The sequence below is a fragment of the Mesorhizobium sp. B3-1-7 genome (assembly GCF_006439385.1).
Lineage (GTDB): Bacteria > Pseudomonadota > Alphaproteobacteria > Rhizobiales > Rhizobiaceae > Mesorhizobium.
The window spans coordinates 21,110-35,905 of record NZ_VFTL01000027.1 but is presented as its reverse complement, the minus strand read 5'-3'; the positions used below and the strand labels follow the sequence as shown (position 1 = coordinate 35,905).

The 14,796-nt window shown below is 63.2% G+C and carries 17 protein-coding genes; 3 read left to right on the top strand and 14 right to left on the bottom strand.

What is annotated here, in order from left to right; all coding sequences use genetic code 11:
- Position 1 precedes the first annotated feature (1 nt).
- From FJ417_RS21770 to trbB, 10 genes are read right to left on the bottom strand one after another with little or no spacing between them, the layout of a single operon-like run.
- The gene (locus FJ417_RS21770; protein WP_140784863.1) at positions 2–1,138 is read right to left on the bottom strand and encodes a TrbI/VirB10 family protein; all 1,137 of its coding nucleotides are present in this window, start codon (positions 1,136–1,138) and stop codon (positions 2–4) included.
- Positions 1,135–2,199, bottom strand: a complete 1,065-nt coding sequence (trbG, locus tag FJ417_RS21765; RefSeq protein WP_140784862.1) for a P-type conjugative transfer protein TrbG — start codon at positions 2,197–2,199, stop codon at positions 1,135–1,137. Before trbG ends, FJ417_RS21770 begins: the two co-directional genes overlap by 4 nt.
- A complete protein-coding gene (trbF, locus tag FJ417_RS21760) occupies positions 2,196–2,885 on the bottom strand; it encodes a conjugal transfer protein TrbF (RefSeq protein WP_140784861.1) in 690 nt (229 codons plus the stop codon). The genes trbG and trbF overlap by 4 nt, the downstream gene beginning before the upstream one ends.
- Positions 2,886–2,888: 3 nt before the next feature.
- Entirely contained in the window at positions 2,889–4,259 is a 1,371-nt protein-coding gene (trbL, locus tag FJ417_RS21755; RefSeq protein ID WP_140784860.1) for a P-type conjugative transfer protein TrbL, read from the bottom strand.
- 2 nt (positions 4,260–4,261) lie between these two features.
- Positions 4,262–4,588, bottom strand: a complete 327-nt coding sequence (gene trbK-alt, locus FJ417_RS21750) for a putative entry exclusion protein TrbK-alt (protein WP_140784859.1) — start codon at positions 4,586–4,588, stop codon at positions 4,262–4,264.
- A gap of 11 nt (positions 4,589–4,599) precedes the next feature.
- Positions 4,600–5,358 carry a P-type conjugative transfer protein TrbJ gene (gene trbJ / locus FJ417_RS21745; RefSeq protein ID WP_140784858.1) on the bottom strand — a complete coding sequence of 253 codons (759 nt, stop codon included), beginning with the start codon at positions 5,356–5,358 and terminating at the stop codon, positions 4,600–4,602.
- Positions 5,355–7,799, bottom strand: a complete 2,445-nt coding sequence (gene trbE, locus FJ417_RS21740; RefSeq protein ID WP_140784857.1) for a conjugal transfer protein TrbE — start codon at positions 7,797–7,799, stop codon at positions 5,355–5,357. Before trbE ends, trbJ begins: the two co-directional genes overlap by 4 nt.
- Before the next feature lie 10 nt (positions 7,800–7,809).
- Positions 7,810–8,091: a VirB3 family type IV secretion system protein gene (locus FJ417_RS21735; protein WP_140784856.1), complete on the bottom strand. Its 282-nt coding sequence runs from the start codon at positions 8,089–8,091 to the stop codon at positions 7,810–7,812.
- Positions 8,091–8,423, bottom strand: a complete 333-nt coding sequence (locus FJ417_RS21730) for a TrbC/VirB2 family protein (protein ID WP_140784855.1) — start codon at positions 8,421–8,423, stop codon at positions 8,091–8,093. The genes FJ417_RS21735 and FJ417_RS21730 overlap by 1 nt, the downstream gene beginning before the upstream one ends.
- Positions 8,420–9,403, bottom strand: a complete 984-nt coding sequence (gene trbB, locus FJ417_RS21725) for a P-type conjugative transfer ATPase TrbB (RefSeq protein ID WP_140784854.1) — start codon at positions 9,401–9,403, stop codon at positions 8,420–8,422. Before trbB ends, FJ417_RS21730 begins: the two co-directional genes overlap by 4 nt.
- A gap of 428 nt (positions 9,404–9,831) precedes the next feature.
- Here trbB and FJ417_RS21720 point away from each other — a divergent pair, with 428 nt between their 5' ends.
- Genes FJ417_RS21720 through FJ417_RS21710 form a run of 3 tightly spaced genes read left to right on the top strand, consistent with a single transcriptional unit; the run spans position 9,832 to position 11,916 of the window.
- Positions 9,832–10,491, top strand: a complete 660-nt coding sequence (locus FJ417_RS21720; protein WP_140784853.1) for an amino acid ABC transporter permease — start codon at positions 9,832–9,834, stop codon at positions 10,489–10,491.
- Positions 10,481–11,140, top strand: coding sequence for an ABC transporter permease subunit (locus FJ417_RS21715; RefSeq protein WP_140784852.1), 660 nt, complete (start codon positions 10,481–10,483; stop codon positions 11,138–11,140). The genes FJ417_RS21720 and FJ417_RS21715 overlap by 11 nt, the downstream gene beginning before the upstream one ends.
- Positions 11,140–11,916 carry an amino acid ABC transporter ATP-binding protein gene (locus FJ417_RS21710; protein ID WP_140708204.1) on the top strand — a complete coding sequence of 259 codons (777 nt, stop codon included), beginning with the start codon at positions 11,140–11,142 and terminating at the stop codon, positions 11,914–11,916. Before FJ417_RS21715 ends, FJ417_RS21710 begins: the two co-directional genes overlap by 1 nt.
- Positions 11,917–12,004: 88 nt before the next feature.
- On the opposite strand, the gene FJ417_RS21705 is transcribed toward FJ417_RS21710, so the two are convergent.
- From FJ417_RS21705 to FJ417_RS21690, 4 genes are all read right to left on the bottom strand, one after another.
- Positions 12,005–12,703, bottom strand: coding sequence for a response regulator transcription factor (locus tag FJ417_RS21705; RefSeq protein WP_140784851.1), 699 nt, complete (start codon positions 12,701–12,703; stop codon positions 12,005–12,007).
- A gap of 107 nt (positions 12,704–12,810) precedes the next feature.
- Positions 12,811–13,374 carry an acyl-homoserine-lactone synthase gene (locus FJ417_RS21700; RefSeq protein ID WP_246682893.1) on the bottom strand — a complete coding sequence of 188 codons (564 nt, stop codon included), beginning with the start codon at positions 13,372–13,374 and terminating at the stop codon, positions 12,811–12,813.
- Between the two features lie 118 nt (positions 13,375–13,492).
- Complete coding sequence (locus tag FJ417_RS21695; RefSeq protein ID WP_140708208.1) at positions 13,493–14,221, bottom strand: LuxR family transcriptional regulator; 729 nt, start codon at positions 14,219–14,221, stop codon at positions 13,493–13,495.
- Positions 14,222–14,387: 166 nt separating this feature from the next.
- Positions 14,388–14,654, bottom strand: coding sequence for a helix-turn-helix transcriptional regulator (locus FJ417_RS21690; protein WP_140708210.1), 267 nt, complete (start codon positions 14,652–14,654; stop codon positions 14,388–14,390).
- Positions 14,655–14,796 lie beyond the last annotated feature (142 nt).

The window sequence follows — 14,796 nt, the reverse complement described above, 5'->3', positions numbered from 1 at the left end:
GTCAACCTCCGTGTGGTTCAAGAACAAGATCGCGGGTGACGAGGACGCGAACGGGAAACCCCGGCCGGATCGTGAGCGTCGGCGCGATAGCGAGTTGCCGCTGCACGACCTGCTGGCCTACCTGGCTGACGCTATCGGAAGCGCCGCTTCGCAGAGCACGCACGATATCGCTATCTTGATCAGAAGAACCGGCCTGCGCGCCAACGCTCAGAACGGTCGACAACGCCGCGGCCTTGAACAACTCGCCCCAGTGATAGTCGACATCGTCCTCTAGGCCGGCGTAGCCCTGAGCGTCCGCGCCAGGCTGCCGCTCCAGCACGATGGAGCGTCCGTCGGGAAAGATCAGCCTGTTCCAGACAAGCAGCACGCGGCGCTGCCCGGAACCAATTCCGCTATCGTACTGCCCAATAATACGAGTGCCTTGCGGGATCAGCAGCGAGCGGCCAGTGGGACTGTCATAGACATTTTCGGTTACCTGAGCGCTGATCTGCCCGGGAAGGTCCGACCGGATACCCGTGATAAGCGCGGCCGGGATTACGGCACCGGCTTGAAGCACATAGGGTGACGCCGGAGGCATGACGTGATCCAGGGCCAAGGTACGCCGGTCAGCGGCGGCGGACAGGAAGGAAAGCTGGCGATCCTGCGCATTTGGCTGAGCGTTCTGGCTGGCAAGGTCATTAACAGCAGGGGCGGACGCTTCAGCGGTCCTGGGATCTCCTTGCGCTGTCTGGAAGAAGACGCGCGAGGTTCTGGCCGCTTCCTCTTCGGCTCGCCGGCGCTGCTCGGCTTCGTCAATCGCGGGGCTTGCAATTGAGGGCGGCGCGACGGCCTGTCCCTTGTTCTGGGCATCGAGGATCGGCCTGCCGAGATCGCCAGGCAGCGGCGGCCCAAGGATCGGGCCGGCATAGTCGCGCGGCAGGCTTGCCAGTCCGTCCGCGGGCGGCCGATTGGAGGTAGGGTAGAGCTCCTCGCCCTGCTTGAATGTGTCGGTGTCCTGCAGAGCGTAAATCAGCGCGCCGCCGACACCGAGCGAGGCGACGAAGCCGATTCCTGCGAGCATCTTGCGCGACAGACGCGTCACACGCGGCGGATCGGCGCGAAGCCGCATGGGTTCGACGTCCTTATCGTCCTCATTCATGGCTGCAGCGCTCCCCTGTGCATTGCGTTCGGCACCTTCGACGCGGCGCTGACGCTTGGCCTCCGCCACAATCCATGGTCTGTCCCTCCATCGATGCGCACGATCCTTACCGTCTGCTGCCGCTTGCCAGCGCCAAGACGCAGTTCGGCCGCACCAAAAAGGCGGTCGACGATCAGGACGTTTCGATAGACGCGGCTGTTGGTGATTTCAGCCTCGCCGTCCGGACCGATGACGAAAATCGGCGGCATCTCGCCTTGCACGATGCCGCGCGGAAACTCGACATAGACCCTGCGGCCGTCGTCATAGGCGCTCACCGGCTTCCAGGGCGGGCTGTCCCCGGTGAGGCCGTAGCGATAGTTGCGCACTGAAACGTCCGGTATGACCGGCATTGTGGCGATCGTCTGCGGGAGGCCCGCTTTCACAGCCGGATAGGACCACGCAACGGCAGGCATGTAGGGCTTCGCGCCTGAGCGTAGCTCAAGCATATAGCTGCGCCGGTCCGTGGCGATGATGAGGTTCGTTGTGATGTCCGCCCGCGAGGGTTTCACCAGGACGTGGACGCGTCGGCCAATGCCGGACCCGCTTTCGGTGTCGCCGATGATCCAGCGTGCGGTATCGCCGGCGGCGATCGGACCGTCTCCGGTCAGGCTCTCGCCCGGCTCAAGCGCGATGTCCGTTATCTGGCCAGGTGAGGCGTAGACCTGATAGAGCGCTCCTTCGCTCCATGGGTAGATCTGAATCGCGTTGTAGTAGCCCTCACGGCGCGGTTCCACGCGCGCCGCGGCGTTTGCGTTCTCGACACGGGCGGCCGGCGTTTGCCCGATGGCGCCGCCCCGCGTGGGCGCCCAGCCTGGTGGCACGCGAAGAGGTTTCGGCCGTTGATCGGTCGAGGCGGCCGGAGCCGGCGGCAAGGGCGGAACATAGGTGTCGTAGCTGATCTTCGGCGGCTTCTTCGCAGGCGTGGCGCAACCCGCAAGCAGCGTCGTCCCCGAGACCAGCATGGCCGATAGCAGGTATCTTGAGAGAGTCGTGCCGGCAACAAGACGCGATGTCGGGCTCATTGGCTCATCTCCCGCGACCAGTTGATGGCGTTGACGTAAATGCCGAGGGGATTGGCGCGAAGCCGTTCCGCGTCGCTTGGCATCTGCGTCACGATCGTCAGGATCGCGGTCCAGCGCTCGGTGCCTGAAAGCTGACCGTTTTCGTAGTGGTGCTCGATCCAGGCGACACGAAACGAGGCCGGCGAGGCTCTGATGACCGAAGAAACGTCCACCGCGACCTGCTGCTTGCCGACCTTGGAGAAAGGATCCGCAGCGCGAGCATAGTCGTTGAGCGCCGCCGCACCCTGGTCGGTGGTCCAATCATAGGCGCGCAGCCAGTCCTGGCGCAGGATGATCGGGTCAGCGGGGATGGAGCGTACCTGCTCGACAAAGCGGGCGAGATGCCACGCGATCTGCGGATCGGTCGGCTTGTAGTCGGCGGTTGCGGGCTCGATCGCTTGAGCCTGGCCCAGCTTATCGACCTGTACGACCCAGGGCACGACAGTGCCGCGGCCCGACTGCCAGACCAGTGAAGTGGCGAGCCCCGCCGACAGGACGAGCGACCCGAACGCCATGGCGCGCCAGTTCCGTGCCTGCACGCGTGCGGAGCCGAGGCGTTCATCCCATATCTGCTCCGCCTTTTGATAGGGGGTTTCAGGTCGAGGGCTCTTGCCGTAGTGGACGGCGGGGCGCCTAAAGATGTTCATGGGTCATTCGCCTTGAGAAAGAGAAATCGAGGCTCCGCCGCCATGGCTGTCGCCGGCGCGCACTGCGTGGGCGGCGGTCTGGGCGCCATGGGCGAGGCGCTGGGAGCGATGCAAGCGTCTGGCCCATTCGGGCTGTCCTTTAGCGCTGGGTGGCTTGCCCGCGCCGGACGCAGCCGCCGCGGTTGACGCAGCGGCGCCGCCAATCGTTCCCATGCTCGACGAACCGCCGGTGATTCCGGCGGCCGAACCGGCGCCAGAAGCGAAGTTCGACTTAAGAGATTGACCGGCGTTTGCGGCGGCGCGCTTGAGTGGAGAGGCTGCCGCCGAAGCGCCAGCGTGCGCAATGCCGCCCAAGCCGGACGCGATGCCTGCCATGCCAGACTGGCCGGCGGCGCCAAGCATATAGGCGGCCGAGCCGCCGCCAGCGAGTGACGTCCCGCCACGCGCGGCTGACATCGCTCCCGAGAACGCGGCTGTCCCGCCTCGCGCCGCGAGGCTGGCTGCTCCGTAGCCTGCAACTGCGATGCCGCCCGCGGCAAGGCCAGTCCCGACTGCCGCGCCGGCGCCCAGCTGCGGTCCACCCGCGACGAGGCCGTTGGCGATGCCGGGACCGAAGATGCCGAGGCCAAGCAGCGACAGCGCCGCCAGCACGATCGCCATGGCCTGGTCGACAGTGGGGTTCTCGCCGCCGAAGCCTTGGGTGAATTCGCCGAAGAGGGTCGATCCGATGCCGATGACCACGGCAAGCACCAGAACCTTGATGCCGGACGAGATGACGTTGCCGAGCACGCGTTCGGCCATGAAGGCCGTCTTACCGAAGAGGCCGAAGGGGATCAGCACGAAGCCGGCCAGCGTCGCCAGCTTGAACTCGATCAGCGTCACAAAGAGCTGCACCGCCAGGATGAAGAAGGCGAGCAGAACGAGGGCCCAGGCAAAGAGCAGGCAAGCGATCTGAATGAAGTTTTCAAAGAAGGAGACGTAGCCCATCAGACCGGAGATCGCCTCAAGCAATGGTCGTCCGGCGTCGAGGCCGGTTTGCGCCACCTTGCCCGGGTGTAGCAGGTCCTGTGCCGAGAAGCCGGTTCCACTCGCCTTCAGACCAAGACCGGAGAAACTCTCGAAGACGATTTGGGCGAGGCTGTTCCAATTCGAAATCAGGTAGGCGAAGACGCCGACGAAGAGCGTCTTCTTGACGAGCCGCGCGAGGATGTCGTCGTCGGCGCCCCAGCTCCAGAAGAGCGCGGCAAGCGTCACGTCAATGACGATCAGCGTGGTGGCGACGAAGGCGACCTCGCCGCCGAGCAGGCCGAAACCGCTGTCGATATAGCGGGTGAAGGTGGCCAGGAATTGGTCGATGACGCCTGTATTGCCCATGTCTATCGAGCCTCGTGCAGGCCAGCATCCGGCGACCGCGAAGCGGCGGGTTCGCTTATCGAACTCCCCGAGCGCTTTTTCAGACCGAGGAAGCGATCACGCTGTTCGGCCCACAGCCGCGCACATCCGTCGTCACGCAGGGCAGCCTCGCCAAGGGCCTGGCAGCGGCGCAGGCCATCGCGAAGCGGATTCGACACCGAGGCCGCCGGTATGTGCGCGCCCTCCCCCGCCGGCTTGTCTTCCTTCCGGCTCATCTCGAGCGCCGTCGCCGTCATGGCAACGGCGACGAAGACGACGGCCACGATGCGAGCGAGGGTTTTGCCGTCCATGGCGATCGACCTCAGCGGTTGAACATCTGGACCAAGCCGGCCTGGTAGCCGGAACCTGGGGTCAGGAAGCGGCGGCGTTGCTCACGGCCCTGATCGACCGCGGCAGCACGTTCGGCCTCAGTCAGCGCCTGGGCGCGACCATTGGCGGCTAGCAGGGCGGTCAGGTCCGCGAGCTGCTGGCCCTGAAGCGCAAGTAACTGATTGCCAGCTTGCGTCGCCTGCAGCGCACCGGTCGCCGATTGGCTGGCGCCGACCAACGCCGACAACTGCGCGCGGCCGGTGTCGATGTTTCCGACGACGCCCGCCTGGACGCGCATTGCGTCCTGGAGACCGCCCACTGTGTTTTGCCAGCGCGAGCGCGCGTCCGTGACGAGTTGCTGGTCGGAAGCAGAGAGCGAGACGCTGCTGTATTGCTGCTGAAATGCCTTGTCGACCTGCTGGACGTCGAAGGCGATGTTCTGTGCTTCGCCGAGAAGCTGTTGCGTGCGGTGCACCGACTGTTGCAGCTGCTGCAGCGAGGACAAAGGCAGGCTCGCCAGGTTGCGCGCCTGGTTGATCAGCATCTGGGCCTGGTTCTGAAGGGAGGTGATCTGGTTTGTGATCTGCTGCAGCGAACGCGCGGCGGTCAGGACATTCTGAGAATAGTTCGATGGATCAAACACGATGAAGGCATGCGCTGGCGCAGTCATCATCGGCGAGATCGCGACCGGCGTGGCGAGCGTCGCCGCGACCAGAAGAAGGACGCGCCGGCGGCTTTGACGAACAGTCATGGTTTGGAATCCTTTTCAGGTTCGGTGAGGCTGGGAATGAGGTCGGCGGCCCAGCCGACGTCGCGGGCACGCAGCCAGGCCGACAGGAAGCCGTCGCGGCCATGCTCGGCGATGATGCTGCCGATCAGGGCCTGATCGCTCTTCGAGGACGCGGCGCAAAGCGCAAGCCCGACCTCGGACAGGCCGAGCTCGAAGAGACGGTTGCCGCGACGGGACTGGCAGTAATAATCGCGCTTGGGTGTAGCTCGCGCCAGGATCTCGATCTGACGGTCGTTCAGGCCGAAGCGGCGATAGATGGCGGTAATTTGCGGCTCAATCGCGCGTTCATTGGGCAACAGCAGCCGGGTTGGACAGCTTTCGATGATCGCCGGTGCGATAGCCGAATTGTCGATGTCGGAGAGTGACTGGGTGGCGAAGAGGACGCTGGCATTCTTCTTGCGCAGCGTCTTCAGCCATTCGCGCAGCTGACCGGCGAACGCGTCATCGTCGAGGGCAAGCCAGCCTTCGTCGATGATGAGCAGGGTTGGGCGACCGTCGAGCCGGTCGCCGATGCGATGAAACAGATAGGACAGGACGGCCGGCGCGGCCTGCGTGCCCACCAGACCTTCGATTTCGAACGCCTGCACGGATGCCTGGCCGAGGTGTTCGGCCTCAGCGTCGAGCAGCCGGCCGTTCGGGCCACCAACACAGTAAGGACGAAGCGCCTGTTTCAGGTCATTGGCTTGCAGAAGCACGCTGAGCCCGGTGATGGTGCGCTCCTCGACCGGAGCCGAGGCGAGCGAGGTCAGCGCCGCCCAGATATGCTCCTTTGCGTCCGGCGTGATCTGGATACCCTCGCGCGTCAGGATCGCGACGATCCAGTCAGCCGCCCAGGCGCGCTCGTACGTGTCATGAACGCGGGCGAGCGGCTGCAGCGAAACGGAAGCGTCCATGCCTTCGGTGATAAGACCCCCGAGATCGTGCCAGTCGCCGCCCATGGCGAGCGTCGCCGCGCGGATCGAGCCGCCGAAGTCGAAGGCGAAGATCTGAGCGTTGCGGTAGCGGCAGAATTGCAGGGCCATCAACGCCAGCAGCACCGACTTGCCGGCGCCGGTGGGGCCGACGACCAGCGTGTGGCCGACATCGCCGACGTGAAGGACCAACCGGAACGGGGTCGAGCCTTCGGTCTTGCCGTAAAGCAAGGGAGGACTGACCAGATGCTCGTCCCGTTCCGGCCCCGCCCACACGGCAGAGAGGGGGATCATGTGGGCGAGATTGAGCGTCGAGATCGGCGGCTGACGGACATTGGCATAAGCATGCCCGGGCAACGAACCGAGCCAGGCGTCGACGGCGTTGACGGTCTCGACAATCGCCGTGAAGTCGCGGCCCTGGATGACTTTCTCGACGAGCCGCAGTTTCTCGTCGGCCACGCGCGGGTCGCAATCCCATATGGCAACGGTCGCGGTGACATAGGCCATGCCCGCCATGTCGGCGCCGAGCTCCTGCAATGCCGTGTCGGCGTCGGCCGCCTTGTTGGCGGCGTCGGTGTCGAGGAGTGCTGATGCCTCGTTGGTCATCACCTCCTTCAGGATCGAGGCGATGCTCTTGCGCTTGGCGAACCATTGCCGCCGTATCCTGGTCAAAAGGCGGACAGCGTCCACCTTGTCGAGCAGGATCGCGCGGGTCGACCAGCGGTACGGGAAGGCGAGCCTGTTGAGGTCATCAAGCAGGCCGGGTGTCGTGGCGGTCGGGAAGCCGACGATGGTGAGCACGCGAAGATGCTTGTCGCCAAGCCGCGGTTCGAGTCCGCCGGCGAGCGGCTCGTCGGCCAGCAGCGCATCGAGATAGATCGGGGTCTCGGGGACGCGCACCGCATGGCGCTTGGTCGAGATGGTCGAATGCAGATAGGTCAGCGTTTGGCCGTCGTCGAGCCAGTGGCATTCAGGCATGAACCCGTCGAGCAGGGACAGCACGCGCTCGGTCCGGTCGACAAAAGCGCGGACGATCTCGCCCGGATCCGCGCCCGACTGGTCGCGACCCTCATAAAGCCAGCCCTCGGCGCGCGTGGCGTCTGCGGGCGGCGGCAGGAAGAGGAGTGTGAGAAAGTAGCTCGATACGAAATGAACCCCCTCCTCGTCGAAGTCGGCTTTGCGCTCGGCATCGAGCAGGCCGGAGGCCGCATTGGGAAACTGGCTTTCGGGGTAAGAAGCGGCTTCGTGGCGCTGCGCTTCGACGAAGATGCTCCAGCCCGAGCCGAGGCGACGAAAGGCATTGTTGATGCGCGATGCCACCGCGACAAGCTCCGCCGCTACGGCGGAGTCGAGATCGGGTCCGCGAAACCTCGCGGTGCGCTGAAAGCTGCCGTCCTTGTTGAGCACGACCCCGGGGGCGACGAGCGCCGCCCAAGGCAGAAAGTCGGCAAGGCGAGCAGCAGTCCGGCGGTATTCGGCAAGGCTCAGCATAGCGGCGCCCTCAAACCGACAGATGCCCGGGCAGCCGCAGGTGCCGGCGTCCGACTTCGAAAAAAAGCGGATCGCGCCTGGCAGCCCATACCGCCGTAAAATGTCCGATTGCCCATATGAGAAGACCGACCAGCCAGAGCCGCAGTCCAAGACCGACGGCGCCTGCCAGCGTGCCATTCAGGATCGCGATTGCGCGCGGCGCGCCCCCCAGCAGGATCTGCTCGGTCAGCGCCCGGTGCACGGGCACCGTCCACCCCGACACTGCGTCGAGCTGTTCGAAAGCGGTTGTCATCAGATCAACGCTCCGCCGCCGAACGAGAAGAACGAAAGGAAAAAGCTTGACGCCGCGAAGGCGATCGAAAGGCCGAAGACGATCTGGATCAGCCGCCTGAACCCACCCGAACTGTCGCCGAAGGCCAGCGTCAGGCCGGTGACGATGATGATGATGACGGCGATGATCTTGGACACCGGTCCCTCGACCGACTGCAGGATCTTCTCGAGCGGCTGTTCCCACGGCATCGAGGAGCCCGACGCAAAGGCGACCGGCGCGACCATGAGGTTGAAGGCAATGGCGGCGCTGGCCGCGGCCAGGCTGGCGCGGCAGCGCGAAAGCAGGCGGATCATGAAATTTCTCCTGTATTGATCGGTGTGGCTTCAGCAATGCGATAATCGCCATCGGGGCCCAAACCCTCGACCCTGACCAGTTCGATAAGCCGTCGCGCGGCGCCGCGTCCGGCGAGCACGGCGACAAGGCCGATCGTGTCCGCGATCAGCGCACGCGGGACAGTGACGACGGCCTCCTGGATCAGCTGTTCAAGTCGGCGCAGAGCGCCAGTACCGGAGCCCGCATGAAGGGTGCCGATGCCACCGGGATGCCCGGTGCCCCATGCCTTCAAGAGGTCCAGCGCTTCGGCGCCGCGCACCTCCCCGATGGGAATGCGATCGGGCCGCAGGCGCAGCGAGGAACGAACCAGGTCGGAAAGCGTGGCGACGCCATCCTTGGTGCGCATCGCGACAAGGTTGGGCGCGGCGCACTGCAGCTCGCGGGTGTCCTCGATGATGACGACCCGGTCCATCCCTTTCGCCACTTCGGCGAGCAGCGCGTTGGTGAGGGTCGTCTTGCCCGTCGACGTGCCGCCGGCAACGAGGATGTTTGCGCGGCCGGCAACCGCGGCGCGCAACATAGCGGCGTGGGCAGAAGTCATGATGCCCGCCGCGACATAGTCATCGAGCGTGAACACGGCGACCGCGGGCTTGCGGATCGCGAAGGCCGGCGCGGCGACCACGGGCGGCAGCAGGCCTTCGAAACGCTCACCGGTTTGCGGCAACTCGGCCGAGACGCGCGGGGAACGGGAATGGACCTCGGCGCCGACATGATGGGCGACCAGGCGCACAATCCGCTCGCCAGCGGCAGGCGCGAGCATTTCCCCCGTATCGGTCAAACCTTCCGAGAGCCGATCCACCCAGATGCGGCCATCCGGGTTCAGCATGACCTCGACGATCGCGGGATCGTCCAGGAACCGGGCGATGGCGGGTCCAAGCGCGGTGCGCAGCATACGCGAGCTGCGCGCGCGTCCTTCGGTATCGTTGTGCGAGTTTGCCATCCTGTCCCCGTTGGATCGGGAACTCGTCGAGCAATTCCCGGTCGGGGATGAGCAAGAGAGGCCTGGAGCAGCCCGATTCAACAGCTTTCAACGGCCATCGTAGCGCAGCGAGCAAAAACCGGCGAACGGCGGCGCCGAGGTCAGGAAGCTTTGTGGCGGCGTTTCGCCGCGTTCCAAGATCGGCAGAATATAAACTTTCGCAATACTATGTACATGTTTATTGACACATGACTCTCACCGGGTTTATGAAAGGGCATCGATGACCTGGCCGAACGGGCGATCGTTCCTTTCACGGCGCGGAGGATTGTCATGCGGTTCGGATTGGAGAGCTCGGTTTCGCGGCGCCAAACAGGCTTTTCCAAATATGCTCGAGGCGCCACGACCGTCGCAACGCCGCGCCCCTTGACGGCAAAGGGCGGCGAAGCTTCATGAGCATGCTCGACATCTGGCTTGGGATCCTGCAAGGGCTGCGCATAACGGCAGCGGTCACAGCTTATGGCTTGGTCTTCGCAGTGCCCTTCGCGCTTATTTTCGGGGTCGCGCAGTTTCTGACCACCGGCTTGACGCGCTTTCTGGTCACGGCAGTAATCGAATTCTGGCGCAGTTCGGCGGTCGTCGTCCTGCTCTTCGTCTTTTACTACGTTCTGCCGGTCATGGGGGTCACTTTATCGGCAATGACCGTCAGTGCATTGGTGCTCGGCCTCAATAGCGGCGGCTACGCCAGCCAAGCGGTGCGGGCCGGGCTCCAATCTCTTCCTGCCGGCCAACGCGAGGCTGGCATGGCGCTCGGCCTCTCGCGCCCGGCGATCCTGCTTCTGATCGAGCTGCCCCAGGCGTTGGTCGCCATGAGCCCCACATTCGTCAACAACCTCATTCAGCTCGTCAAGGCGACTTCCCTTGTCTCGTTGGTCACGTTGACGGACATGACCTTCCGCGCCAAGGAAATCTCGCAGACCGAGTACGACCCGGTCGCGATTTATTCGGCGCTGCTGCTAGCCTTCTTCGTCGTCTGTTATCCGATCGCGCTCGCCGGCCGCTGGCTCGAGGCGCGGGTCAGTCCCGAAAGAGGAACGCCTCGTGGGATTTAACTTCGGCTTCGCGCTCTCGACCATCCCGACCATTATCGGTGCGATCGGGGCCACCCTGCTCGCCACGGTCTTGAGTTGCCTTGGCGCTTCGGCGCTTGGCTTCACTTTCGAAATGATCCGCCGCGGCGGGGGTGCGCCTGGCCTCGCCGTGCGCTTCCTGATCGACTTCATCCGCTCGACGCCGGTTCTGGCCTGGCTCTATTTCCTGTATTTCGTCATGCCCTTCTACGGGATCCGGCTTGGCGCCATGACGGTGGGCATATTGGGGCTCAGCCTATACTACAGCGGTTATCTGGCCGAGGTGTTCAAGGCGGGCATCGACGCTATTCCGAGGGGCCAGCAGGAAGCAGCCAGAGCCTTGTCGCTCACGCGCCGCGACACGGTCATCTTCGTCATCGCACCCCAAATGCTGCGCAACATCGCCGCGCCCCTGGGCAACTACCTGGTTTCGATCCTTAAGGCGACGCCTTATCTCGCGATCCTGGCGGTGCCGGAAATGCTCGGGCGCGCCTTCGATATCGCTTCCGAAACCTATCGCTACGCTGAGCCGCTGACCGTCGCCGGCGTTCTGTTTCTCGCCCTGGCGCTGATCGTTTCTTATGGAGTGAAGCGCATCGAGAAGTTCCTGCTTGCGAGCGGGCGTCGCTGATGCTCGACCGGCGCGCGCTTCCGACCTCGAGGCATGAATCCCTCCCCCTCGTGCGGATCGACGGCCTCAACAAGTGGTTCGGTGCCCTGCACGTTTTGAAAAACATAGATCTGACCTTACGGCCGGGTGCACGCGTCGTTGTTTGCGGACCGTCCGGGTCCGGCAAGTCGACATTGATTCGCTGCATCAACGGTCTTGAGCGTTTCCAAAAGGGGACGATAGAGTTTGAAGGGAGAAGTCTGGGAAAAAGCGATCGCGATGCCGCGACGGCGCGCCGGCTAACCGGCATGGTGTTCCAAAGCTTCAACCTCTTCCCTCACCTCACCGTGCTTGCCAACTGCACGCTGGCGCTGCGCCGGGTCCTCTTGAAATCGGCGCACGAGGCCGAAGAGATCGCCATGCGGCATCTGACGGCCGTGCACATCCCCGAAAAGGCGCGGGCCTATCCGGCCCAGCTGTCGGGCGGTCAACAACAGCGAGCGGCGATCGCGCGCGCGCTCTGCCTCGATCCCCGCATCATGCTGTTCGATGAACCCACCTCGGCGCTCGACCCGGAAATGATCAAGGAAGTGCTCGACGTCATGATCGCGCTCGCGAAAACCGGCGTGACCATGGTTTGCGTGACGCATGAAATGGGTTTTGCACGCGAAGTCGCCGATGAGATCATTTTCATGGACGAAGGCAGCATCGTCGAGCATGCCTCTTCCAACGACTTTTTCTCTAGAGCCGCTCACCCGCGCACGCGGCTGTTCCTGGATACTATCCTGAGCCATTGAGAACAGATTGCGTATGGACCGGCGTGCCGGCAATGGACGTGCACGAACGCCAACAGGGCGATCGGCAGGTGCGGAATCGCCGAGCAGGTTACCAGTCCGGCGCGAACGCGTAGCCGGAAGAGCGGACGGTCCGGATCACATCGCCTCCCACGCATGCCCGAAGCCTTTTGCGCAACCTGGCAATATGAACGTCAACACCCCGTATATCGGTTGCGGCGGCGTGTTCAGGCCATGCGGTCGCGACCAGTTCCTCCCGGCTGAAGACCTTGCCAGGTTGCGCCAGAAGGCTGCGCAAAAGCTTGAACTCGATCGGCGGCATAACGATCTCTTTTTGCTTGAAGAATGTCCGGTGGGTCTGTCGCTCCAGCCGGAAATCGCCCTGCACCAGATCGCCTGTCTTGGTTTCGCGCGAAAGCTTCGCGACACCTGCTTTGCCATGCAGCCAGGTCAGAAGCTGCTCGGGCGCAAACGGCCGCGAAAATATCTCGTCGACGCCAGCCTTGATAAGGTCCAGGTGCAGTTTGCCGGAACGAGGCGCGACGAGACCTGCAAGAGGCGTTGCTCTTGTCGCTTCGGACGACTTCAGCGACAGGCATTGCTTGGCGATTGCGCGGTCGCCCGGATGACAGTCCAGGATAACGGCAAGCGGCGTTTCGGCCACGATGGCAGGCGCAATCTCCTTGTCTGCCGTGATGAGGCGGGTTTCGAAGCCGGCGACTGAAAGGATGTGCCCGAAAACCAGAAAGAAATCCGGGTCCTTCGAAGAGATCAGGACCAGCGGCGTCATGAGTCCATCAACCGAATTCGGTGCATCATAGGGCTGACTACCGCGCAAATGGGCGCGATGACAATATCCCCTGGCGTGCGAACCTTTAGCTGCCGGTGGCAATCAGCCTAGATTTTATCCGCAAGTATGACGCCGCTGATGCCATAAGCGCGGCGCGTCTGCTCAATGGCCTCAGGCGTGACATCGATCAGCAGCGCGATGATGTCTCCATCCGGATGCTTGAGAGCGTTGCCGAGTTCGAAAAGCGACCAGCCGAGCGCGCGCAGGCGTTTCGGCCAGAATGTCTCGCACACCACGCTGATCTGTCGAATCCCCAGACTCTGCGCCGTCTCAAGAAGACCGCACAGCACGATGCCGGCGATCGGCGACGACGCTCCGTGCGTGCGAAGCGATGGGACGACAAAAAACCGCGTCCATTCGAAAATTTCGGCCGCTCTCGGAGGCGTGCCGCCGGCGAGAACCGGGAAGACCTCGCTCATCAGATGCGGCTCCAGCGTCGGAACAAGACGGGAGCCGCCGACGATCTTGCCGTTGGTATCGAGCGCCAGCACATAAAGCGCATGCTCGTTGTCGAAGGCGTCGATCTCGATGTTGATGGGCCGGGCGACGGCGCGCCATCGTCTCTGCTTGACGTAAATGTCGTACCGGATGCGGAAATAGCGCTCCAGCACTCTTCTATACTGCTTCCTGTTTTCCCAAGTGACCAGATGAATACGGACCATGTCGCCTCCAAAATTGGAGGTCGTAGGAAAACGCGCTTCGTGCCCGTATAATGGTATTCAGGTATTGCTAAATCTGGATTTCCTGTCGTCGCAGAGCTTTGACGATGGCGTGGGACACGTTGATGGCGTCGAGCTTTCCTCGAATGTTGCGTTGATGGCTCTCGACCGTGTTTCTGGTAACGCCGAGGATGCAAGCGATGTCTTCCGTGGATTTGCCTTGTGCGCTCCACTCCAGAAGCTCGCGCTCGCGCGCCGTCAACGGCGTGGGCTGATCTCCCCCGCCAGGTGTTCCTAACGCTGAAAGGCTTCGGAACGTATGTACGCACAGCGTCTCGATGAAGGGCATGGCGCTCGGCGGTAATTCAATCCGGTCACTCGCGGCGGTGACGACGCCGGGACCTGACAGCGGGACGTGTACCGGGACGCAGATGCCTTCTTTCATCCCGAACTCCGCCGCCTCGTCCATCACCAATCTTGCGCGTTTAAACAGTCTTGCGGCTGGAAGGTCGCCCCACAGGAAGGGCTGTGGCGAGTGCCGGCACTGAGCAACGCAAGGATCATGCAAGAAATGATCCTCCGAGACATATCGAAGATACCATTCGGGAGGCCAGCCGTCCCCCAGGATCTCGCGTTGCCAGTCCGCGTCGTGCGGCCCCGGCAGGCCGGTGATCAGAAAATTGCGCAATCCATACCGCCCCATAACGGAGCGAAACTCCTGGAGGATTGCATCAGTCGACCGCGCAGTGTCGATCCTTGAGATTGCTGCGTAAAGGTCAGCAACACCTTCGCTCTCCATTGGCAGACCTCGACAAAAGCCAAGCCGCACGCCGCGCCACAACTTATGCGCGTCTCCACGATCTTCAATGGGAGCTAGAGCGAATGTACACTGCAGGAGTCAATTAGACGGCTAAAGTCGACAAAAGTGGAAATGTGCTCAATATCTCGAAAGAACACCTGAGCCTTCATTCTGTCGACTTCGCAGCCCCTTGTTTCGTCACACGCACAGCTCGCCGATTCGATGGAGCGGCCGCGATCAACTCTTGCGGCTCGACATCCAAGGCCTTCGCCAGGATCTCGACTGTATCCAGCGTGGCGTTGCGCCGACCGGCCTCAACGCTGCTGATATAGGCTCGCGTGCGGCCCGAAACGAAAGACAACTGCTCCTGAGACAGTCTTCTTTCTCTGCGTAGCCGCTGCACGTTCAAACCAAAAACGCCGCGCAGTTTCATCGAACAACGGATGCTACGACGCGCACTATGGTGCGACACACTATAGTGCACATTCCGCATTGACAGCTGCACCGTTCGCTGTTTGAAACAACGAGCGAATTCATCGTTTCCTGACGCAGGAATAGCCATGCCGAGCCGGCCG